This is a genomic window from Thermoleptolyngbya sichuanensis A183 (assembly GCF_013177315.1).
Classification (GTDB): Bacteria; Cyanobacteriota; Cyanobacteriia; order Elainellales; family Elainellaceae; genus Thermoleptolyngbya; species Thermoleptolyngbya sichuanensis.
The window spans coordinates 2,413,928-2,435,369 of sequence record NZ_CP053661.1; the positions used below are offsets into that span (position 1 = coordinate 2,413,928).

General features: G+C 57.9%; 15 protein-coding genes. 10 read left to right on the forward strand and 5 right to left on the reverse strand.

Annotation, left to right across the window (positions count from 1 at the left end; genetic code table 11):
* Nucleotides 1-120: 120 nt before the first annotated feature.
* The 5 genes from tmk to HPC62_RS10170 all read left to right on the forward strand — a co-directional run bounded on the left by tmk (nucleotide 121) and on the right by HPC62_RS10170 (nucleotide 5,319).
* A complete protein-coding gene (tmk, locus tag HPC62_RS10150) occupies nucleotides 121-762 on the forward strand; it encodes a dTMP kinase (RefSeq protein WP_172355340.1) in 642 nt (213 codons plus the stop codon).
* Nucleotides 747-1,751 carry a DNA polymerase III subunit delta' gene (gene holB, locus HPC62_RS10155; protein WP_172355342.1) on the forward strand — a complete coding sequence of 335 codons (1,005 nt, stop codon included), beginning with the start codon at nucleotides 747-749 and terminating at the stop codon, nucleotides 1,749-1,751. Before tmk ends, holB begins: the two co-directional genes overlap by 16 nt.
* Before the next feature lie 720 nt (nucleotides 1,752-2,471).
* Nucleotides 2,472-3,968 carry an MBOAT family O-acyltransferase gene (locus tag HPC62_RS10160; protein WP_172355344.1) on the forward strand — a complete coding sequence of 499 codons (1,497 nt, stop codon included), beginning with the start codon at nucleotides 2,472-2,474 and terminating at the stop codon, nucleotides 3,966-3,968.
* Nucleotides 3,969-4,524: 556 nt separating this feature from the next.
* A complete protein-coding gene (locus tag HPC62_RS10165) occupies nucleotides 4,525-4,962 on the forward strand; it encodes a calcium-binding protein (RefSeq protein WP_172355346.1) in 438 nt (145 codons plus the stop codon).
* Nucleotides 4,963-5,100: 138 nt separating this feature from the next.
* The gene (locus HPC62_RS10170) at nucleotides 5,101-5,319 is read left to right on the forward strand and encodes a hypothetical protein (RefSeq protein WP_172355348.1); all 219 of its coding nucleotides are present in this window, start codon (nucleotides 5,101-5,103) and stop codon (nucleotides 5,317-5,319) included.
* 261 nt (nucleotides 5,320-5,580) lie between these two features.
* On the opposite strand, the gene HPC62_RS10175 is transcribed toward HPC62_RS10170, so the two are convergent.
* The gene (locus HPC62_RS10175) at nucleotides 5,581-6,069 is read right to left on the reverse strand and encodes a Crp/Fnr family transcriptional regulator (protein WP_172355350.1); all 489 of its coding nucleotides are present in this window, start codon (nucleotides 6,067-6,069) and stop codon (nucleotides 5,581-5,583) included.
* 374 nt (nucleotides 6,070-6,443) lie between these two features.
* Nucleotides 6,444-9,518, reverse strand: coding sequence for a HEAT repeat domain-containing protein (locus HPC62_RS10180; protein WP_205370100.1), 3,075 nt, complete (start codon nucleotides 9,516-9,518; stop codon nucleotides 6,444-6,446).
* 520 nt (nucleotides 9,519-10,038) lie between these two features.
* Between HPC62_RS10180 and HPC62_RS10185 the strand changes: the two genes are divergently transcribed.
* From HPC62_RS10185 to rsmI, 3 genes are all read left to right on the forward strand, one after another.
* Nucleotides 10,039-10,182, forward strand: coding sequence for a hypothetical protein (locus tag HPC62_RS10185; protein ID WP_172355351.1), 144 nt, complete (start codon nucleotides 10,039-10,041; stop codon nucleotides 10,180-10,182).
* A 233-nt stretch (nucleotides 10,183-10,415) separates the two neighbouring features.
* Nucleotides 10,416-11,087: a glutathione S-transferase family protein gene (locus tag HPC62_RS10190; protein WP_172355352.1), complete on the forward strand. Its 672-nt coding sequence runs from the start codon at nucleotides 10,416-10,418 to the stop codon at nucleotides 11,085-11,087.
* 55 nt (nucleotides 11,088-11,142) lie between these two features.
* Nucleotides 11,143-11,967: a 16S rRNA (cytidine(1402)-2'-O)-methyltransferase gene (gene rsmI, locus HPC62_RS10195; RefSeq protein WP_172355353.1), complete on the forward strand. Its 825-nt coding sequence runs from the start codon at nucleotides 11,143-11,145 to the stop codon at nucleotides 11,965-11,967.
* A gap of 132 nt (nucleotides 11,968-12,099) precedes the next feature.
* On the opposite strand, the gene leuB is transcribed toward rsmI, so the two are convergent.
* Entirely contained in the window at nucleotides 12,100-13,185 is a 1,086-nt protein-coding gene (gene leuB / locus HPC62_RS10200) for a 3-isopropylmalate dehydrogenase (RefSeq protein WP_172355354.1), read from the reverse strand.
* A 100-nt stretch (nucleotides 13,186-13,285) separates the two neighbouring features.
* Nucleotides 13,286-15,103 carry an MASE1 domain-containing protein gene (locus tag HPC62_RS10205; protein ID WP_172355355.1) on the reverse strand — a complete coding sequence of 606 codons (1,818 nt, stop codon included), beginning with the start codon at nucleotides 15,101-15,103 and terminating at the stop codon, nucleotides 13,286-13,288.
* A 334-nt stretch (nucleotides 15,104-15,437) separates the two neighbouring features.
* On the opposite strand from HPC62_RS10205, the gene HPC62_RS10210 reads away from it, so the two are divergent.
* Nucleotides 15,438-16,439: an ABC transporter ATP-binding protein gene (locus HPC62_RS10210; protein ID WP_172355356.1), complete on the forward strand. Its 1,002-nt coding sequence runs from the start codon at nucleotides 15,438-15,440 to the stop codon at nucleotides 16,437-16,439.
* 215 nt (nucleotides 16,440-16,654) lie between these two features.
* Here HPC62_RS10210 and HPC62_RS10215 read toward each other — a convergent pair whose 3' ends face one another.
* Nucleotides 16,655-19,387 (reverse strand): MGH1-like glycoside hydrolase domain-containing protein, encoded by a 2,733-nt coding sequence (locus HPC62_RS10215; protein ID WP_172355357.1) that lies wholly within the window; start codon nucleotides 19,385-19,387, stop codon nucleotides 16,655-16,657.
* Nucleotides 19,388-19,651: 264 nt separating this feature from the next.
* On the opposite strand from HPC62_RS10215, the gene HPC62_RS10220 reads away from it, so the two are divergent.
* On the forward strand, nucleotides 19,652-21,250 hold the full coding sequence (locus tag HPC62_RS10220; protein WP_225910627.1) for an aminobutyraldehyde dehydrogenase: 1,599 nt from the start codon (nucleotides 19,652-19,654) through the stop codon (nucleotides 21,248-21,250).
* Nucleotides 21,251-21,442: the final 192 nt, after the last annotated feature.

Genomic DNA, 21,442 nt, shown 5'->3' on the forward strand with positions numbered 1-21,442 from the left:
TTGAGCGCTGCTGCCGCGTCGCCCAGTTTCAGATGAAATCAGGTGAAAAGTATTCCTTGATCAATGCAAAATTTACTAGATTTGCTGAAATCACAGCCCTCTCCTCTACCTAACAAAGGGATGCTCATTGTATTTGAAGGTGGCGAAGGCAGCGGCAAAACGACACAACTGGGGCGATCGCACGATTGGCTCATGAACCAGTTTGATGGCAGTTCCTTTACGGTTGTAAAAACGCGAGAGCCAGGAGGCACAGAACTGGGGCAGCAGATTCGGAAACTGCTGTTGCATCCCGATCTGGCAGAGCCAACGCAGGATCGGGCAGAACTGCTGCTGTTTGCGGCCGATCGGGCGCAGCATGTGGAGGGATTTTTGCGGCCGGCGTTGCGGCGGGGGGCGCTGGTGCTGTGCGATCGCTTTACGGATTCTACCGTGGCCTATCAGGGCTATGGGCGCGGGCTAGATTTGGCGCTGATTCACCAGCTTAACCAGATTGCCACGGGCGGGCTGGAGCCGGATTTAACGCTGTGGCTGGATGTAGACGTGACCACGGGCCTCAGCCGGGCCCAGCGGCGGGGCAGCGCCGACCGCATGGAACAAAACCAGGTCGAGTTTCATCAGCGGGTGCGGCAGGGATTTTGTGAACTGGCAGCGGCGTATCCCCAGCGAATTCGGCGGGTGGACGCAAACCGCAGTGCCGACGAGGTGTTTCAGGACGTGCAGCAGATTTTGCAAGAGGCGATCGCCCAATGGTGCAGCCCCTAACGGGTTCCGTTGATCCAACTGGTACTACAACCAGGGCATTTGCAAATCTCGTCGGCCAGCCGCAGGCCATCGAGCTATTGCAGAGCGCCCTCCAGCGCGATCGCATTGCGCCGGGCTATCTGTTTGCTGGGCCAGCAGGCGTGGGGCGCAGTCTGGCGGCTCTGGGCTTTGCCGAGCGGCTGCTGGCGCATCATTTTCAGGAGCCATTTTCAGCCGCCCGCCAGCAGCGCATCACCCAGCACAACCATCCCGATTTTCTCTGGATAGAGCCAACCTATCTACACCAGGGCAAGCGGCTGTCGGCGGCCGAGGCAGCGGAACAGGGCATCAAGCGGCGATCGCCCCCGCAGATTCGGCTAGAGCAAATTCGGGAGATCGCCACTTTTCTCAGTCGTCCGCCGCTGGAAGCGCCCCGCGCCGTCGTCGTGGTGGACGATGCCCACACCATGGCCGAAGCCGCTGCCAATGCCCTGCTAAAAACCCTGGAAGAACCCGGCCGCGCCACGCTGATCCTGATTGCGCCCAGCGTGGAGTCACTTCTGCCCACACTCGTCTCGCGCTGCCAACGGATTCCCTTTCGCCGCCTCAGCACCGACGATTTAGCCACCGTTTTGCGACACCTGGGGCACGATGAGATTTTGCAGCATCCAGACCTGCTGGCGCTGGCCCAGGGCAGCCCCGGTGAGGCGATCGCCCAGTGGCAACAACGCCAGTCGGTTCCGCCGGATCTGCTGCACGCCGCGCTTCAGGTGCCCACGTCCCTCCGTGCCGCGCTGGAACTGGCCCGCCAGATCGATCAGGCGCTAGACCTGGAAGCCCAGCTTTGGCTGGTGGACTACGTGCAGCAAGCCTACTGGCGATCGCAGCAGCCCGCCATCCACCTGGAACGCCTGGAAACTGCCCGCCGTCACCTGCTGGGCTATGTGCAGCCGCGCTTGGTGTGGGAAGTGACGCTCATGGAAATCGCTGCTGCAAAATCCCCACCCTAGATGAACCCACACGCTAGATGTGGGGGCGCTTGTTCAAAAACTGCGTCTGATCTTGCAAACCTGAGATACAGTTAAGTGTTCCAAATGAGTGTTCCAAATAAGTGTCTTAACTTAGAGTCTTAAATTAGCTTGGCAACATTTGATTTTGTGATTTGGTGTTCCGAGTCGCCCTCATCCCCCAGCCCTCCTCCCAAAGGAGAATGGGAACCGGATCGGCAGTCCCTCTCCCTTGGGGCTACTGTGAACCCACATCTCGATTGTTTGCGTCAGGCTTTGAACGATCCCCCCAAATCCCCTTTAAGAAGGGGGACTTTCGATCCAGTTCTGCCTGCTTCGGGTCATTCTGGGTTCAGTTCTCCCCCCTTATTTGAGTGGGGTAAGGGGGATTTCCAGAAGCCTCGCACCCGAACCGATCCCCCTAAATCCCCCTTAAGAAGGGGGACTTTCGATCCAGTTCTGCCTGCTTCGGGTCATTCTGGATTCAGTTCTCCCCCCTTATTTGAGTGGGGTAAGGGGGATTTCCAGAAGCCTCGCACCCGAACCGATCCCCCTAAATCCCCCTTAAGAAGGGGGACTTTCGATCCAGTTCTGCCTGCTTCGGGTCATTCTGGGTTCAGTTCCCCCCTGGTTTAAGGAGGGTCAGGGGGGATCAAAGCATCCCCTCCCGCCGAGTTTCGGTTGGTAACTCGCAATCTGCCCCTTGAAACGAATCCCGCCGCCATGACTTTGCTCTCGATTCTCTTTGGGCTGTTTTTCCTCAGCGTGCTGGGGCTGTATTGGTCAGCGCCAGGGCGATCGCTCAAACTGTGGGTGCTGCTGGCTGCCAGCCTGGTGTTCTATAGCTCGCTGCAATTTCAATACGTGCCGCTGCTGCTAGTGATGATGATCATGACCTATCGCATCGGCATCGGGCTGAGTGCGCCCATCGACTGGCGGATCGAGAACGAAAACTGGCAGTTTGCCCAGCACGACTGGAACCGTCGGCGGCTGCGGCTGCTGATCGTTGGCATTGGGCTGAATGTGCTGCTGCTGCTGGGGTTCAAGTACATTCCGTTTTTTGGGGCGGTGCTGGGCAACTGGCTCAAGCTGCCTGCGCTGACGACGGGGGCGGCCACCCTTGGGCAAACCCTCATCGCGCCGCTGGGCATCAGCTACTTTTGCTTTGAGTGCATTGCTTACCTGGTGGACGTGTATCGCGGTGCGCCTGCTACCTTCGACTGGCTCAAGTTTTCAGCCTACAAGCTATATTTCCCCAAGCTGCTGTCGGGCCCAATTACCCGGTTTCACCCGCTGGCGGCGCAGTTTCAGGCCCAGCCGTCGCTGACTACGCCCCAAATTGCTGAGGGTCTGTGGCTCATTGCCTGTGGCGCAGTGAAAAAGCTGCTGATTGCCGACCATTTGGCTACGCTGGTAAATCTTAGCTTCGACAACATAGCGCGGGCGGGCAGCGGCGACCTGTGGCTGGCGATCGCCGCCTACGGGTTCCAGCTTTATTTCGACTTCAGCGGCTATGTCGATGTGGCGCGGGGCCTTTCTGCGCTGCTGGGCATCACCCTGCCGCAAAACTTCAACTTTCCCTACTTCAGCGCTAGCATTGCGGACTTTTGGCGACGCTGGCACATGACGCTGGGCGACTGGCTCCGCAACTATCTGTATTTTCCGCTGGGGGGTTCCCGCCAAGGCCTGGTGCGAACCTGCCTCAACCTGATGGTGGTGATGATTATCGCCGGACTCTGGCACGACGCGGGCTGGGGCTTCATTGTCTGGGGAGCGCTGCACGGACTGTTCTTGGTGGTGCATCGCCTGACGGACGCGCTGAGCGAGCGGTGGGGCTGGCTGAGGGCAGGCTGGAAAAGCGTACCGGGAACGCTGCTGGGCTGGGGGCTGACACAGGCTTCCGTCTTGTTTGCCTGGATCTTTTTCCGGTTGCCCAACCTGCAAGATTCACTGCTGGTGGTGCAGCGGCTGTGGGGACACCCCGCCGACGTGCAGTTTGCCCAAAAGATTTATGTTGAGACGTTTCAGAGCGATCGCCTCCATCTTTCGCTCCTGCTGCTGGCGCTTTTCGGCGGCATGACGCTGGTGTATACGGTCAACCGCTGGCTAAAGCTGCGGCTCAACTGGCCCGTCAAGCTGCTGCTGGTTCCCCTCTGCCTGTTCGCGGCCTGGCTGCTGGCCCCCAACGAAAGCCCGCCTTACATTTATTTCGACTTCTAGTACGGGACTGACACACTTGCGATAAGTTTTCTGGATTTTGGATGATTTCTCACGGGTGCAGCCCGTGAGAAACCGTCTCACTGCGTGAATCCTATCGCATTCAGAAAATCCGGATAGTTTTCGAGAAAAGTCAGAAGCCGCATACTTTTTCTCAAAAATCTAAAGGCTTTGTAAAAGCTAAGGGTTTTTGCTAGAAAAAGGGCGATCGCCCCTGCCATTCTAGACAGTATGAATTGGCAGTGATTTCGGTAAATCTGTAGAGTGCCTTGGCTTATGCCGAGATGTAAGGAACTGCTTCACAGATCAGACCGTGTAAAGGTTTTTCCCTGTTGATGACTCCTGCCAATTCTAATTTTTAAGAGCCGCTCAGTTTCATGGGGCGATCGCCCCGCTGGTGGGCGCAATGCTGTCCACCATCAACAACTAGACCTTTATCCTGCGCGGGCTACAGTTTTCCACGGGTCGAACAGGTCGCTATCAACTGACGCTGGATATCAACGACATCAGCGATCTGGCGGGCAACCCGCTGGCACAGGCCGCCTTCGACACCTGGCAAATGGCTTTCGACGACTTGAGATTCCCTCAGCCTGAGGATATTCCCCCCGCGCCAAATGGGGAGTTGGGCGCGCCCGTCCTGTTCCAATTGGGCAGGCGGCCGCAGCGGATCAACGGGACAAACCGTGCCGATCGCCTCAAGGGAACCAATAAGAGCGATCGGATTCTGGCTCGCGGCAGCAACGATACCGTCAAGGCCTTGGGCGGCAACGATTTAGTCAGCGGCGGCGCAGGAAATGATGTGCTGCGCGGCGGCAATGGCGGCGACCAGCTTGTAGGGGGCGTAGGCGACGATCGCCTGTTTGGGCAGGCCGGCGACGACGTGCTGATTGGTGGGCTGGGAAATGACACGCTGGCGGGCGGCGGCAAGAATATGTACGTATTCAATAGCCTCAACGAAGGCATCGACACGATTCTGGGCTTTAGAGCTAATTTATGAAGCAAATCTTAAGAAGCCTGAAACTCTTGGCATGTGTGGCTTTGAGGTCATGTTTGCCCAGGAAAAGCGGTTTCTCGGAAATCCTTGATTAACAAGGCTTTCAGGCTCCTTTACAAATTAGCTCTTAGCCAACTGGATGTGATTGACCTGCGGGGCATTTTCAAACAGCCCGCGTTTGGCGGAGGCGGCACGCCGTTCCAGCGGCTGCGGGAGTTTGTCAAGCTGGCGCAGGCGGGCACTGCAACTCAGGTGCTGATCGACTCAGATGGTGCGGGCGAAGGTAAAGACTTCGTGGCGATCGCCCAGATCAACAACACGTCGATCGCCAGCTTCAGCACACTGAACTTTGTAATCTAGGCAAGTCATCTAGACAATCTAGGGCACTAAATATACTTCACGCAGAAACTTCAGCCCTCACCCTAAGTCCCTCTCCCAGAGCGGGAGAGGGACTTCAAACCTATGTCTGACTCCCCTTCTCCCCGCTTGGGAGAAGGGGTTGGGGGATGAGGGCAGTAAGGTTGCTGTCTCAAGTATGTCAGTGCCCAATCTAGCCGGGTCATCTAGCCAGTCCGCTCGCCCTTAACCTCGTCCCTCAGCCTCCTCGTGCCGTGTCCCAACTCAAACACCAGTCAGTTTTTGATAGATTCCATCAGACAGGCGACGGTTGATATTGCCGTTTTGGAGTTTGTTAATTTTCTGGTTTTGTTCGCGGATGCGGCGCGACAGCAGACGAATGATGTTGACAGCAATACTGGGGGTTTCTTCGATTGCCTCATAAAGCTGCTGCTGGGTTAACGTCAGGCACTCGCAGCGGTCGATGGTCGTGACAGAGGCAGAACGCGGCTCCGCGTCAAACACCGACATTTCCCCGAAGCACGCGCCCTTGTCGAGCCGGGCAATTTCCTGGTTGTCCGCATGGACGCGCACACTACCTTTCACCAAAATATAGAGCGATCGCCCCTCCTGTCCCTGGCTGACAATTGTGTGCTGCGGCGGAAATTCTTGCTCGTCCATGATGGAAGCGAGGCGCACCAAAAAGTCGTCCCGCAGTTCTTTGAAAATGGGGACACCGCGCACAAATAGAAGGCGATCAACGCTCGTCAGCATACCAATGTGAACCCTACCCCGACCCAAAGCCTGTAGCATCCGCTCCCAAATGCCCAGTCCTCAGCGCGTGAGTCCCTGCGTGTTGTCTGTTCCATCCGTAGGTTGCCCATGCAGAGAATTCTATTCATCTTTTGTCCAGAAATTTCGCTGAATCACGACCGAAAGGAAAATTTACAGCCGGAGCCAGCTTGATGGCTCGCTAGTCGAGTCGTTCATTGAAGGGCCGTGAACATTAAAAACCCAGGAAGGAAAGAACCATGAACGTCTATTGAACCGCATGGAACCAAGGTTGAACTCGCTAAATTTGCTGAACTCAAACTTGCTAGACTCACCGAGCCTAATCAGTTTGCGAATCGAGTTTTGCCTGGAAACGGTCAAGTCGGCTCCCAGCCCATCGGCAGGTCTGGCGGGCGGGGTGGGTTGAAACGCGGCGGTGGGTCGGGCAGTTTTGCAGGATGGGTGAGAACCTTGCCGTTGCCGTTGTGAGTGGAAACCGCGCTGTACTTGTGTAACAGTTGCTCGACCTGGGCAGCGACGAGTCGATTGGGGTCGCGGCGGAGCATGGGTAGCAACTCCCGCAGCGTGCGCGGCGAAGCGACTTCTAAATAGGCCACTGCTGCCTCCCGCACAAACCCTGTGGGATGTTGCAGACAGGCAATAATCTGAGCGGGTGTGAGGCTCCAGCGGTTTTCACGGGCAACGTGGACACCACAAGCTAGGGCCCAATCGGACAGAAAATGGCGCAGATCCAGCAGGTATCGCAGGCGATCGCTCGGCGATAGGGGCTGATAGTCCACAAACTCATCCAGGCTTTCCAGCTTTTCCAAATCGGGGCGGCTATCGAGAATGCTTAGCAGCGCCCGCTTGCTCTGGATATCGAGCGTGTTATCCAGAATTTCCAGCCCCCGCGCCACGCTTTCCGAAGAATGGGATTGCAGGTTAAACGCGGCGGCCTGAATTGCGCTGGAGGGATACAGCAGCCGCATTAGCAAAAAGAGGCGCTGGCGGGCATCGTCTTGCAAATCGCTGAGGGCGCGGCGCAGCAGGTCGGCGGTTTGCCCCGGCACCCGCTCCGGCGGCAAATCCAGTAGACAGGCATAGACCTGCCCAATCAGCATTAGCTCCAGGTTGATCAATTCCTCTACGCCACTCCGCCCCAATTCGTCGGCTGCTGCATCAATGCCAATTTCGTTAGGAATTTTTAAGAGGGTTCGTAGAATGGTGCGGCGGCTGGGCCCCCAGGCGGTTTCCAGGTTGCGAACCAGGGCGCGAACCGCGTCGGGCGTGCCAATGCGCCCCAGCGTTTTCCAGGCGCAAGCGCGAATGATTTCGGGTTTGTAGATATCTTTACCCAGCGCTATCAGCAGCGGAATTGCATCGTCGCCCAGGCGAGTCAGCGCCTGCATGGCGGCTTCGCGGGTCGATTTGAATTGCAGCGCCCGCAGCAGCGAGGGGTAGTATTCTTCGGTGCGGGTGGCGGCGATCGCCTCTAGCAGGGCACAGCGCACCCGCAGCGACTCGTCCCGCAGCAATGGCTCGATGTAGATTCGCAAGGCTTGCAGGTACAGCGCCTCACCCAACGCCCGACAGCCCATCACCCGCTCTCGTTCGCGCTTGTGGGTCAGCATTCGCCGCAGCGTGTCGGTAGCTTCGGCCCGCTGTTCGAGTGTGCCCCGCCGCAGCATCAGGGAAGCCGCCGTGCCCCGCACTTCGGGATCAGCCGACGGGTTGAGGTAGGGGCGTAGCCGCTCGATATCGGGGTCGGGGTCAGTCAGCCAGATATAGCGCAGGGCGATGGAAAGCACATCAGGCGGCAATGGTTGTTCGATGAGCGATCGCACCAGTGGCAAAAACAGCGGGTTGGGGTTTTCCGTCATCACCAGCAGGCTCTGGCGCTGGAGCGCGGGCGAAAAGTCATACAACATGGGAGCCAGCACCTCGCCCACGCCTTTCGGGTCGATATGGCTGAGCAGTTCAATGCAAGATTGCTTGTCGGCATCGGTTCCCTTGCCCAGCGCCTCGATTACCGCCCGCTTAAATGTCCGCAGATCCACATCGGACAGGCTGAGTTCGCCCCGGTCAGCACTGATGACGAGCAAATCGACGTAGCGCGATCGCAGCAGCCACACCGTCACAAACCACAGCGCCCCGCACAGCATAATCTGGAACATGAACACCAGGCTTTCGGCATCTTGCAGCGCGGCCGGGTCGCTGCCCCTGAAGACGTGTTGGCACAGCCACAGCGTCGTCAACATACCCGCGCCCGTCAGCCCAGAGGAAAACGGCTCGGCAATGCCCCGCACGATGGACTGTACGCGGCTACGAACGTTGTCCGGCACAGGCTGAAACAGAATTGGGCCGGTACTGGCCAGCACGGTATAGCGCAGCAGTTCATCGGCAAATTTCAAAATCACCATGCCGACAAACAGGCTGAGCCAGCCCATCATCGACACCAGGCTGATGATGAAGATCAGTGCAGGCAGGGCCATCGTCACCACAAACACGCCCAGCCGCTCGATCGCCCGACTGGAGACAAACCACTGCACCAGCAGTTCAAACGTCCCCAAAATTGCGCTGAAAAAGGCCAAAAAGTCGGCAAGCTGCTCGCCGCTGACCCGTCGCTCTAGCTGCGCCAGATATTGAAAATCCAGCAGCAGCCATAGCACCTGCGCCATCACAAAAAACGCCACCAGCAAAACCACATACCGCTGGAGCGGTCGCCGCAGTCGGCGCGTGGTGAAGTCGGGCTGGCGTTCTTGCAGCAGTCTCCGGGGCGAATCGGGGAAGAATTGGCTGTAGGAGCGGCTGAGGCGATAGAGAATGCCTGCCCCGATCATCAGCATGGCCCCCGCTAGCAGCACGACGTTATTTAGCCCTACGAGCGATCGCAGCACAGGCAGCGACAGCCCGCTCAGCACATCTGCCAGCAGCACACCGCTGCTAATCATGGGATAGGCTCGCTTGATTTCGCGAATGTTGAACAACTGGTTGGCAGTGATCGAGGTCGTCAGCTCATTGAGTACGTAAATCGCCTCCATCCACAGCCGCATCAGAAACACGCTGTAGCCCATCATCAGCGGCATCGCCAGCCCCAGCCGAAACAGCGGCAGCGGCAGCGCCATCAGCACCGCGATCACCACAATCACCTGGCGCAGCGGCAGAAACTTTTGCAGCAGCGAGTAAAAGAAGCCCAGAACCGTGCCAATGCCTGCGCTGACAATGTAGATCCAGGGCAGCGAGTTTGCGCCATATTCATCCAAAAATAGGGCGGCAATGCTGACCTCCAGCCACAGCACGCCAATCGACGTGGCGGTGTAGAAGGCAAACATCAAAAAGGTGCGCTCGCTTTCCTCTGGCCGCAGGTTGAGCCATTGCAGCAGCGTCCGCCCGGAGGGAAGCCGGGATTTCTTTGCTGGGTTTGTGCGCGATGATCCACCCGTCCGTGCCATGCTGTCCAGGGAACTCGTGAAGGAAGCGATACCTGATATCTGCCTTACATCTTATGCAAGCTGGGAAGGTCTGGAACCGTTTTCGCCATTTTCTAAAGCTTGTTTGCTGGAGGATGGCTGGCCAGACCGAAACAGCTTGAGGCAGAACTTGAATGTGGGTCGCTTTGGGTCATTCGGTTGCCAGCGACTGCCTTCAGCGTTCCCAAAACGGGCTGGAATAGATCCAGCCAAGACAGCCTGAAATATTCACCTGAAATATTCACCTGAAATATTCACCTGAAATATTCACCTGAAATATTCAAGTGACGGGGCAACTCAAAGCTATGCCCTGCGACCGATTAAAACCTCTGATTGTTGGCTGAGACACATTGTTCACGGGATCTGATAAAACTGATTTGGTTCATTTTTGTTCATTCACCTGCGGTAAAGTGCGACTGTCTGAAACGCAGACAGTGCTTTGCTTCCGAGCCTCTCGGATGTTTTTCTACACACTTAAACCCCTACGAATGAGGAGCTACGAATGTACAAGAAGCTAGTTGCTTTGGTCTGCACGCTGGGTTTGGCAGCAATGCTGGGCGCTTGTGGTGGTGGCAGTGAGCCTGCTGGCACCGAGTCGCCCGCTGGCACCGAGTCGCCCGCGCCTTCGCCAACGACCACGCCGTAGTTTGTTGGGAGTTAGCCTGCCGTTTCGCATTCACTGTTGACTCATCGCTTGGCTGTCTGTCGCTGGTATTGGCTAACTCAGTGCATTCTCGTGTTCTAGCTTCATTCACCTGACTTTCATCTCGATCAGCCATCCACGGCGATCGCCCCTCTAGAAATTCTGGCAATGCGTGTATTCCAATGCGCGTATGCTGAGAGAGGCATCTGCTGTGGATTTTTATTGGCCCAAGACCCATGCACCTGCTGCAATTCAGCACCTCCCACTATTGCCGCAAAGCTCGGCTGGCGCTGGGCTATAAGCAACTGCCGTTTACGGTGGAAAATCTGACTCCGGGGCTGCACGCGCTGAAGCTAAAGCCGCTGACGGGGACTACTACCGTGCCTGTGCTGCTGCCAGAGCTAGAGGGGCAGGCAGGAGCGATCGCCGACTCTAGCCACATTTTTGAATTTCTCGACCAGCACCAGCCCGACCCGCCCCTCTATCCCGCCGATCCGGTTCAGCGCAGCCAGGTGAAGCAGCTTGAAGACTGGCTCGATGAGAGCATCGGCGTTGCCACCCGCTTTGTTTACTACGACTATCGTGCGGGCGCGGGCAAGTCCATCGACCCGTCGCTGATGAGCCAGGCCATGATTGCCATCGTGCGCCGCCAGTATGGCATGAATGCAGCGCGGGTCAGGCTGGCGGGCGATCGCCTGGCCGATGCTCTCCAATACCTCCAGCAGCACTGGAAAGACCGCGAGTTTCTGGTGGGAAGCCAAATCACCGCCGCCGACCTGACCACTGCGGCCCTGCTCAGCCCGCTGGCCCTGCTGCCCCACTATCGGGCGGCCCATCCCTGGCTATTTGAGAAAATCGCCACTGTGCATCAGCGCTGCGGAGAACCCCTACCGCCGGGGTTGGCTTAGATTGAAGCTAGCTCGGTGCGAGTCGCTGACCCAGATTGCCTTTGAAATTTCTAAAATGCTCTACGTTGTCGCTACGCCCATCGGGAATTTGGAAGATATGACCTTTCGGGCAGTGCGGATTTTGCGGGAGGTGGAAGCGATCGCCGCCGAAGACACCCGCCACACAGGCAAACTGCTCCAGCATTTCCAGATCACCACGCCGCAGATCAGCTATCACGACCACAACCGCACCAGCCGCCTGCCGGAACTGCTTGCCCGCCTAAAGCAGGGACAGTCCATTGCGCTGGTCAGCGATGCCGGAATGCCGGGAATTTCCGATCCGGGCTATGAACTGGTGGCGGCCTGCGTCGAGGCAGGGATTCCCGTGGTGCCGATTCCGGGAGCCAGCGCCGTGGTGACGGCCCTCAGCGCCGCCGGACTGCCCACCGATCGGTTTGTGTTTGAGGGATTTTTGCCGGCCAAGGGGAAAGAGCGGCGCGATCGCCTCGCTGCGCTCCAGTCCGAATCACGAACGCTGGTGTTTTACGAGTCGCCCCACCGCCTGCGGCAAACCCTGACGGATTTTTCGGAAACCTTTGGCGGCGATCGCCCCATTGTGCTGGCGCGGGAACTGACCAAACTGCATGAAGAATTTTGGCGCGGCACGGTGCAGGAGGCGATCGCCCACCACGAAACCCGCGACCCCCAGGGCGAATACACCGTCCTGCTGGCCGGCAGCATAGCCGCCCCCGTCGTTTTGTCGGAAGCCGCCCTTAAAGCCGAACTCGTTGCTCTGATGCAGCAGGGACTCTCCCGCTCCCAGGCCAGCCGCCAGCTTGCCCAGCAAACCCAACTCCCCCGTCGCGACCTCTACCAGTTAGCCCTGACGCTGCCGGATTAAGCAACGGGATGTGCAACGTTGCTGATTCCCCTCACCCTTAATCCCTCTCCCAAAGCGGGAGAGAGACTTCAAGCCTCTCTTGCTCCCCTGCTTGCGACTTGGGAAAAGGGTTTGGAGGATCAGGGCAACCTGCTAGTCTTCCAGCGCCGCCAGCAGCGCCTCGCCCATCGCCTTGCAGCCCACCAGGGTCATGCCGTCGGACATAATATCGCCCGTGCGATAGCCCTGGTCGAGGACTTTGAGGACGGCCTGTTCGAGGCGATCGCCCGCCTGCGGTTCGTTCAGCCCATAGCGCAGCATCATCGCCGCGCTCAGCACCTGCGCCAGAGGATTGGCCTTGTCCTGACCTGCGATATCCGGGGCAGAGCCGTGGACGGGTTCAAACAGGCCGGGGCCGGAGGAGCCAAGGCTGGCAGACGGCAACATGCCGATACTGCCCGTCAGCATGGCCGCCGCGTCGGAGAGAATATCGCCAAACAGGTTGCCCGTAACGATCGTGTCGAACTGCTTGGGGTTTCGCAAAAGCTGCATGGCCGCATTGTCCACGTACATATGGGTTAGCTCCACGTCGGGATAGTCAGCCGCCAGTTTCGTGATCGTGTCGCGCCACAGTTGCGAGACTTCCAGCACATTGGATTTATCTACGGAGCAGAGCTTTTTGCGGCGCTTGCGGGCAGCTTCAAAGGCAACGCGCCCAATCCGCTCCACTTCCGACTCGGTGTAGACCATCGTGTTTACACCGCGCCGTTCGCCCGTTTCGCTAGTAAAGATGCCCCGCGGCTGCCCAAAGTAAATACCGCCCGTTAGCTCTCGCACCACCATAATGTCCACGCCATCCACCACCTCGCGCTTGAGGCTGGAGGCATCGACCAGTTGCGGCAAAATGCTAGCGGGGCGCAGGTTGGCAAACAGTTCCAACCCAGCCCGCAGCCCCAGCAGGCCGCGTTCCGGCCGCTGGTCGTTGGGCAGCGTGTCCCACTGGTAGCCGCCAATCGCCGCCAGCAGCACGGCATCGCTGTTTTTGCAGAGTTCCAGCGTGTCAGCAGGGAGGGGACTCCCCGTTGCGTCGATGGCCGCCCCACCCAGCAGCGCCTCCTGAAACTCGAAGCGGAGGTCATGCTGTTGCCCCACTTTTTTTAGCAAATCGACCGCCACCGCAATGATTTCGGGGCCGATGCCGTCGCCAGGGAGGAGGGTAATGCGGTAGGTCTGGGTCATAGTTCGGGAGTCTGGGGTTAGAGATTAGGGATTCGGTCTGGGCGCTGGATGGAGACGCACAGCGATCGCCTATTTTACCGCTCAGCGGCCCTGCGTTGACCTACAGGCGGCGCTTCAAGACCAGCAGCGACAGATTATCCAGCACGTTTTCCTGCCCCATGTGCTGGCGCACGTCCTGAATGACGGCTCGGTGAACAGCGCTGGCTGGCTGGGCCCAATGCTGACCCACGACGCGATATAGGCGATCGAGACCATACATCACGCCATTTTCATCTAGGGCGCTGGGCAGGCTGCTGGTATATAGCACAATGCCGTCGCCCGGTTGCAGTTCAACGGAGGCGCGTTTGGTGAAGGCGGTGATGTCAAACTCCAGCCCCAGCGGCAGAATCAGATCGGTCATGCTGACCCGCTCGACGCGCCCCGAAGCCCGCACCACCACAAGATCTTCATGCTGCCCGCTGACGCTGAGGCTGCCGTTGAGATAATTCAGCACGGCCAGGGTCAGCAGCTGCTGCTGCTGGGCGCTGAGGCGCTCGATGTTCTTATACAGCGTCCGGTTCAGGGTTTGCAAAAAGCGCACCGAGCTGCGATCGCGCAATTCTGCCAGCGTCCGCACGGCCGTCTGCACCATCAGCATCAGCACGCCGCTTTCCAGACCGCGCCCGCCCACGATGCCAACGCTGAGGGTGACGATGCCGTCGGTTTCCACCACGTCGAAATAGTCGGTGCTGTCTTCATCGGTCAGATCAGTCAAGGCAGACACGTCCAGCGTTTGAATTGCGCTCAGTTCCTCTGGCGTGGGCAGGATCAGGCCCTGAATCTGGCGCACCACGTCCAGTTCGGCCGCCATTCGCAGGTTTTCTTGCTTGAGCCGCTCGTTCAAATCCACAATTGCTGCGTTGGCTTGGGCCAGTTCTGCTGTGCGCTGCTGCACCCGGTCTTCCAGGCTATGATTTGCGTCTCGCAGCGCTTGTTTGGACTGGTCGTTTTGGTACAGCACGGCGCACAGGAGCAGCGTCGTCAGGGCGATCGCCGCGATGCACGACTGAAGCAGCAGCAGCGACTCGTTCATCGAACTGCGGGCAAAGGAACCCAAACCCTTTGCCGTGCTAATCACCGCTAGCAGCGACAGCAGCACCATCACCAGCGTGGCCCCTGGCGACCGAAACCGAAACGCCGCCCACACAATCACCGGAATCAGCAGATACTCCACTGGGTATTTGTCCACCAGCGCCACTTCGCTGATGCCGATGACCAGCGCCGCCATTGCAACCGCCTCTAGCCAGTGCCGCCGAATGGCGTTGCGAAACTGGAACAAATCGAGCGATCGCGTGCTGCTCCAGGCCAACAGCAGCGGAGCCACCAGGACGATTCCAAAGGCATCGCTCAGCCACCAGGTGATGAAGATCTGGCGATAGGCGGTCCAGGGCGCTTTGCCAAAGTTGCAAACCAGCGCCGCGCAGAGCATCCCAATCGGCAGATGGCTGAGGAACGCCGCCAGGATAAACCGCACCACATCGGCTGGCGAGTCTAGGGGAGAGCGGGACTGGGTGAGGCGATCGCTCCACACTGCCGCAATAACTTTGCCCAGCGTGGCGATGAAGGTGACGGCGATCGCCAGCATTAGGCTGTTGGTGCTTTCCCAACCCTTAAAGAAGATAAACTCCAGCACCAGAATGCTGGCAAAGATGCCAAGCCAAAGTTCGACTCCATAGGCGAGCATCGCCCCCACCGCAATGCCCCCTGCAAACCAGACGGGCGTAGAGGCAGCATCGGGCAGTGTGGCGTAGGCAATCGAAAACTGAGCCGCAGCGTAGTACGCAACCGCAACAGCGCCCTGTTTCCAAACATAGGCGAAGCTGAGCTGTGCGAATCGGAGAGGGCGGGGGAAAATCACCGATCGGGCAGGGAGGGTCACAGATTTTTATAGAAGGTAAGCGTTGGGGCGTGTGGTCAAACTCAGCCAGCCGCAGGCTAATCACCCGATTATCCGCAGAGTTTGAAGCAAGACTTGGGCGATCGTCATCCGTTGCTACGATGGCCTTAACAGTAGCGCTGATGTTTGCACAATACCCCAGGGTAGGATTTAAATCTGCTTGAGCTACAAGCTTTTTCGTAAAATATTTGCACTACCCCGTTTTCCTGCATTTTCTAGGAGGTTCTCTGGAAGATCTGCGGGAGGGTTCACCACCCCTGTCCTGGTCTAAGATTGAGTACAGCTTCTTACAGATGCCGTCCCCTCAGCTATTCCGATGGATTCGTCTCCTCCTGCTGCCCTGTCTAGTCTTAGCGATCGCCCTGCGGTCGTGCTGACCTCTCATCTCCGCAAGGTCTATCGCACGGGCTTCTGGCTCAACCAAAAAATTTCGACCCTCAAAGACTGTTCGCTGCAAATCTACGAAGGGGAAACCTTCGGGCTGCTGGGGCAAAACGGCGCAGGCAAAACGACGCTGCTGAAAATTTTGCTGGGCATTATTCGACCCACGGCGGGGCGCGGGCTGCTGCTGGGCAAACCCCTGGGCGATCGCGCGGTCAAGCAGCGCGTCGGCTATCTGCCCGAAAATCCCTATTTCTATGACTATCTGACCGGGCGCGAGTTTTTGCAATACGCCGCCGGGCTGTTCCAGATTCCTGCCGACGTGCAGCGCAAGCGCATTCCCGAACTGATTGACCTGGTGGGGCTGTCGCGGGCTGCTGCGGAGAAAAAGCAGCTTCGGCAATACTCCAAGGGCATGTTGCAGCGAGTTGGCATGGCTCAGGCGCTAATCAACAATCCCGAAGTGGTGTTTTTAGACGAACCGATGTCGGGGCTAGACCCGCTCGGCCGCTACCAGATCCGCGAAATTATCCAACTGCTGAAAGACCAGGGCAAAACGATCTTCTTCAATAGCCACGTCCTGTCCGATGTGGAAAAGGTGTGCGATCGCATTGCCATCCTGTGCCAGGGCGAACTCATTGCCATCGGCACGCTGACAGAACTGCTGGGCACCGCCGACCGCTATTTCGTCAAAGTCAGCGGCAGCACGCCTAGCGTTTTGCAGCAGTGGATTCCCGACCTGGAATTCAAAGAAGGGCTGTGGCAGGGGCATTTGCACGGCCACCCGCAGGACTTTATCGCCAGCCTAGAGCTAATGCGCGGGCAGTTGGTGGGGATGAACCTAGCGCGGCGATCGCTCGAAGAGTTTTTTGTGGAGCAGGTGAGCCAGCGCCATCCCAACAGCGACCCTGGCGCATCGGCCAACGTCTCATCCTGACCCGCCCCAAAATCCCGAAAGTCCCAAAAATCCCAAAAAACAATCGGGCGTATCCCAGTTATGCAAGTTTGCCCTCATCCCCCAGCCCCTTCTCCCAAAAAGGGAGAAGGGGAGTCGGCTTGGAAGTCCCTCTCCCGCCTAGGGAGAGCGGTTTAGGGTGAGGGCTACAAAAGTGGGATACACCCAAGACAATCCTCACTCGATCGGCGCTGGGATCAGACAATGCTCTGCTTGTCCAGTGTCACGGTCAAGAAACCGTGTTCCAGCACTTCCTGAGGATTTTTGGTCAAGGGCATCGTCATCAGTCGGGCAACCAAGCCCGTCCAGCCCGTCTGGTGGCTTGCGCCGATGCCTGCGCCATTGTCGCCGTGGAAGTATTCGTAAAACAAAATCAGGTCGCGCCAGTGCGGATCATTCTGAAATATCGAAGTCTCGCCGTAGACCGGACGCTCTCCCTGCTCGTTGCGGAGAAAAATGCGGCTGAGACGCAAGTCGATTTCGTTGGCAATGTCCCACAGCGTCAGCCAGTTGCCCGACCCAGTGGGGCACTCGGCCTTAAAATCGTCGCCATAGTAGGCATACATCTTGCGAAGCGATTGAGTAACTAGGGAGTTAACGGGCATCCAGACCGGCCCGCGCCAGTTGGAGTTGCCGCCAAACAGGTTCGTCGAAGACTCTGCTGGCTCGTAGTCTACCCGATAGGACGTGCTGCCTACATTGAAGAGGTAGGGATGGTCTTTGTGATAGCGAGACAGGGCGCGAATGCCATAGTCGCTAAGAAACTCCGATTCATCCAGCATTCTCTGCAAAATGCGGCGGAGCTTGTCCTCGCTCACGGGAGACAGCAGGTGACGACCCGCAACGCCGAGTTTGCGCGGATCGCTGAGGTTGTCCAAATGCTTAGCATATTCCTGGGTAAACCGGGCAACGTGAGCCGCAAACACAGGCAGCTTTTTGAGAATGCTGTCATCAAAAACAGACGAGGCAAACAGCGGAATCAGCCCCACCATCGATCGCACTTTGAGGCGCGTGGAGTAACCATTGGGAAACTGCAGCACGTCGTAATAGAAGCCGTCTTCTTCGTCCCATAGCTCATCGTCGTTTTGCCCGATGCGATCCATCGACCCGGCGATGTACATGAAATGCTCGTAAAACTTGCAGGCCAGTTCTTCGTAAACCTGGTTTTCGGCAGACAGTTCCAGGGCGATCGACAGCATATCCAGACAAAACATCGCCATCCAGCCTGTGCCATCGGCCTGTTCTAGCGTACCGCCTGTGGGCAGCGGGGCGCTGCGGTCAAACACGCCAATATTATCCAGCCCCAAAAAGCCGCCCTCAAAGAGGTTGTTGCCAGTAGAATCTTTGCGGTTGACCCACCAGGTAAAGTTCATTAGCAGCTTGTGGAACATACTTTCCAAAAATGGGCGATCGCCCTTGCCGTGGTTCCGCGCCTTGTCGATCAGATACACCTGCCAAGTCGCCGTGCAGTGGACGGGCGGATTCACGTCGCTAAAGTTCCACTCATAGGCGGGAATTTGCCCATTGGGGTGCAGATAAACCTGATGGGTCATCAGCCGCAGTTGGTCTTTGGCAAACTCCATATCCACCGCCGCCAGCACCAGGGTATGGAACGCCAAATCCCACGCGGCAAACCAGGGATATTCCCACTTGTCGGGCATGGATAAGATATCTGCGCTCTCCAGATGAAACCACTCACGATTCCGTAAGGGAATCCGTACCTTGCAGTCGGGCGGCAAGATTTCGTCATGCAGCCAGGCCCGCACGGGGTAATAGTAATATTGCTTTGTCCAGAGCATTCCGGCGAACGCCTGCCGCATTATGTTCCGCTGGTCGTCTGACATGCTTGCAGGAATGATATCGGCATAGAACTCGTCTGCTTCGGTGATGCGAGTTTGCACGAGTTCGTCAAACGCCAGTCCAAATCCGAGTAGTTCTGGCTCTTGGGGGCGATCGCCCAGTTTTAGCTGGATCACCTCCGCGCCCCCGGCTGGAATCTCCAGGACATAGTGAAATGCCGCCTTAGTGCCCGTTTTCTCAGGATTGACCGCCTCCACGTCGCCGTTGATCACGTAGCGATGAAACGCATCTTTCACGTAGGGCGAGGCGTTGGGCAACCCAAACACGCGCTCTTGATTAGTTTCATTTTCGGTAAAGAGGGCGGAAACGGGGCGATCGCTATACAGGTAGCGCGTTCCCAGGTCTGGATGCAGAGCGGCGATCGCCTGCCCATTCAGTTGATGAAGGCGGGGCTTGGGCGGCGATTCGGGAAACCAGTCCCAGGTGTTGCGAAACCACAGGGTCGGCAAAACATGTAGCGTCGCCGCTTCAGGCCCGCGATTTTCCACCGTGATTCTGATCAGCAGTTCCTCTGGGGTCGCCTTGGCGTATTCCACAAACACATCAAAATAGCGCTGCTCATCAAATATGCCCGTGTCAATCAGCTCGTATTCCAATTCCAGGCGGCTGCGGTGGCAATTGGTCTGCACCAGATCCTCGTAGGGAAAGGCTGCCTGCGGATATTTGTAGAGAAACTTCATATAGGAATGCGTCGGCGTGCTGTCGAGATAGAAGTAATACTCCTTCACGTCTTCGCCGTGATTCCCTTCGCTGTTGGTCAGCCCAAACAGCCGCTCTTTCAAAATCGCGTCCTGCCCGTTCCACAGCGCCAGCCCAAAGCAAACCTGCTGCCGATCGTCGGAAATGCCGCCTAGCCCGTCTTCGCCCCAGCGATAGGCCCGCGATCGCGCCTGGTCGTGGCTGAAATAGCCCCACGCATCCCCCGTCTGGCTATAGTCTTCGCGCACCGTGCCCCACTGTCGCTCGCTGAGATAAGGTCCCCATTTTTTCCAAGCGGAAATTTTCGCGTTGGCGGCATCGAGCCGCTGGGCTTCAGCTTTAGAAGAGTGGTTGGAAGAGTGGGATGTCATGCCGCTGCTCCTGTAAAGGTCACTATGCAACAGGTAATCTGTGTGTGTAATTTGGGTAGAGATTGTAGCGTATCCTTCCTATGAGGAGAAATGTCGCCCAACACCCAGCGCCACAAAAAAATATGACGTTCCTCCCCCACTTCTGCCGACAGATACTAGGGTGGTATACAGCTAGACTTCGCCGCGAGTCGCGATTGTTATATCTGTACAAAGTTATCTGTACGAATTGGCAGAACAGCTTGGCGAAGCTGGCGGAAGGATTCAATGGGGCGATCGCTCGATCAATGGGGCGATCGCACCCTGCCCCGACAGCGCAAGATGCCCAACGCAACGCAATTGACGAGCTTTTTGGGATTTTTACCCCGAACCGAGGTTTTTATGGTTTCTACGACAGAAAAGTTAATCCACTACCCGATGGTAATTGGCGAAGAGCTAGTCAGCAGCGGCAGCCAGGACTTGATCGACCCTGCCACGGGCGAAGTCTTTGCAACCGCGGCGATGGGCACCACCGCAGACGTAGATCGGGCCGTGGCAGCGGCGAAAGCGGCTCAACCCGGTTGGGCTGCGCTGTCCTACGGCGAGCGCTGCGCCGCCATGATGAAATTTGCCGACCTGCTGGAAGCCAAGAGCGAGGAACTCTCCCACCTAGAAAGCAAGAACGCGGGCAAGGCGCTGAAGCTGACGATTAACGGCGATATTCCCTTCTCGGTTGACAATATTCGCTATTTTGCGTCGGTGGTGCGGCGGCAAGAGGGCGCGGCCGCTGGGGAGTATGTCGGCGGCTACACCAGCCTGCTGCGGCGGGAGCCGATCGGCGTGGTAGGCGCGATTACCCCGTGGAACTATCCGCTGATGATGGCGGTGTGGAAAATTGCGCCGGCGATCGCCGCTGGCAATGCCATCGTCCTCAAGCCTGCCCCCAACACGCCCACCACGACGATCGAGATGGCCAAGATCGCCCTGGAAGCGGGACTGCCCGCCGGACTGATCAACATCGTCACGGGCGGCGTGGAAGTTGGCGAAGCCATCTGCACCCACCCCGATATCGGCATGATCAGCTTTACGGGTAGCACTCGCACGGGCAAGCGCATCGCAGAACTCGCTAGCCCGATGATCAAGCGCGTCACCCTGGAACTGGGCGGCAAAGCACCCTTTGTGGTGTTTGAGGATGCCGACATCGAAGCCGCCGCCCACGGCGCGGTCGTCGGAGCCTACGTCAACTCTGGGCAAGACTGCACCGCCGCTACCCGAATGTATGTCCACGAGTCGGTGTTTGACGCATTCCTGGCGCGGTTTACGGAACTGTCGAAGCAGGTGAAAGTGGGCGATCCCTTTGCCGAAGGCACAGACATCGGCCCCCTCTCCAGCCAGGCCCAGTTGAACAAGGTGAAGGGCTACGTTGAAGAGGCCAAGCAGCAGGGTCTTCAGGTGATTACCTGCGGCGACGTACCCGACAAGGGTTTCTACTTCCCGCCGACAATCATCGTAGATCCGCCGCAAACCGCCAACTGCGTCTGTGAGGAAATCTTTGGTCCGGTGGCGGTGGTGAAGCGCTTTTCGACGGAAGAAGAGGCGATCGCCCTGGCGAATGACACGCCCTACGGTCTCGCCGCAAGCTGCTGGACGCTGAACGTGCAGCGGGCCATGCGAATGGCAAAGGCCCTGCAAGCCGGAACCGTATGGATCAACGACCACCTGCCCATCGCCAGCGAAATGCCCCACGGCGGCTTCAAACAAAGCGGCTTTGGCAAAGATATGTCGCACTACGCGCTGGAGGAATACACCATCGTCAAGCACGTCGTTTTCGACATCACGGGCGACCAGCGCAAGGGCTGGCACTTCACCACCTTCGGTGAGGCGTAGCGGTCGATCCCCCCTCGCCCCCCTTAGCAAGGGGGGAACCGAGCCGCTTTCCGGAAGTCCCCCTTACCAAGGGGGATTTAGGGGGATCGGATCGGAGCTTGAGGTATCGGAGATCCCCCCTCGCCCCCCTTAGCAAGGGGGGAACCGAGCCGTCCGGAAGTCCCCCTTAGCTAAGGGGAATTGAGGGGGATC

What these genes read in the sequence shown, in the direction of transcription:
- HPC62_RS10185 (WP_172355351.1), top strand. Translation starts at nt 10,039, where the DNA reads ATGTACAAGAAGCTAGTTGCTTTGGTCTGCACGCTGGGTTTGGCAGCA.
- HPC62_RS10190 (WP_172355352.1), top strand. Translation starts at nt 10,416, where the DNA reads ATGCACCTGCTGCAATTCAGCACCTCCCACTATTGCCGCAAAGCTCGG.
- HPC62_RS10210 (WP_172355356.1), top strand. Translation starts at nt 15,438, where the DNA reads ATGGATTCGTCTCCTCCTGCTGCCCTGTCTAGTCTTAGCGATCGCCCT.
- HPC62_RS10175 (WP_172355350.1), bottom strand. Translation starts at nt 6,069, where the DNA reads ATGCTGACGAGCGTTGATCGCCTTCTATTTGTGCGCGGTGTCCCCATT.
- holB (WP_172355342.1), top strand. Translation starts at nt 747, where the DNA reads ATGGTGCAGCCCCTAACGGGTTCCGTTGATCCAACTGGTACTACAACC.
- HPC62_RS10160 (WP_172355344.1), top strand. Translation starts at nt 2,472, where the DNA reads ATGACTTTGCTCTCGATTCTCTTTGGGCTGTTTTTCCTCAGCGTGCTG.
- tmk (WP_172355340.1), top strand. Translation starts at nt 121, where the DNA reads ATGCTCATTGTATTTGAAGGTGGCGAAGGCAGCGGCAAAACGACACAA.
- HPC62_RS10215 (WP_172355357.1), bottom strand. Translation starts at nt 19,387, where the DNA reads ATGACATCCCACTCTTCCAACCACTCTTCTAAAGCTGAAGCCCAGCGG.
- rsmI (WP_172355353.1), top strand. Translation starts at nt 11,143, where the DNA reads ATGCTCTACGTTGTCGCTACGCCCATCGGGAATTTGGAAGATATGACC.
- leuB (WP_172355354.1), bottom strand. Translation starts at nt 13,185, where the DNA reads ATGACCCAGACCTACCGCATTACCCTCCTCCCTGGCGACGGCATCGGC.
- HPC62_RS10180 (WP_205370100.1), bottom strand. Translation starts at nt 9,518, where the DNA reads ATGGCACGGACGGGTGGATCATCGCGCACAAACCCAGCAAAGAAATCC.
- HPC62_RS10220 (WP_225910627.1), top strand. Translation starts at nt 19,652, where the DNA reads ATGGGGCGATCGCTCGATCAATGGGGCGATCGCACCCTGCCCCGACAG.
- HPC62_RS10165 (WP_172355346.1), top strand. Translation starts at nt 4,525, where the DNA reads ATGGCTTTCGACGACTTGAGATTCCCTCAGCCTGAGGATATTCCCCCC.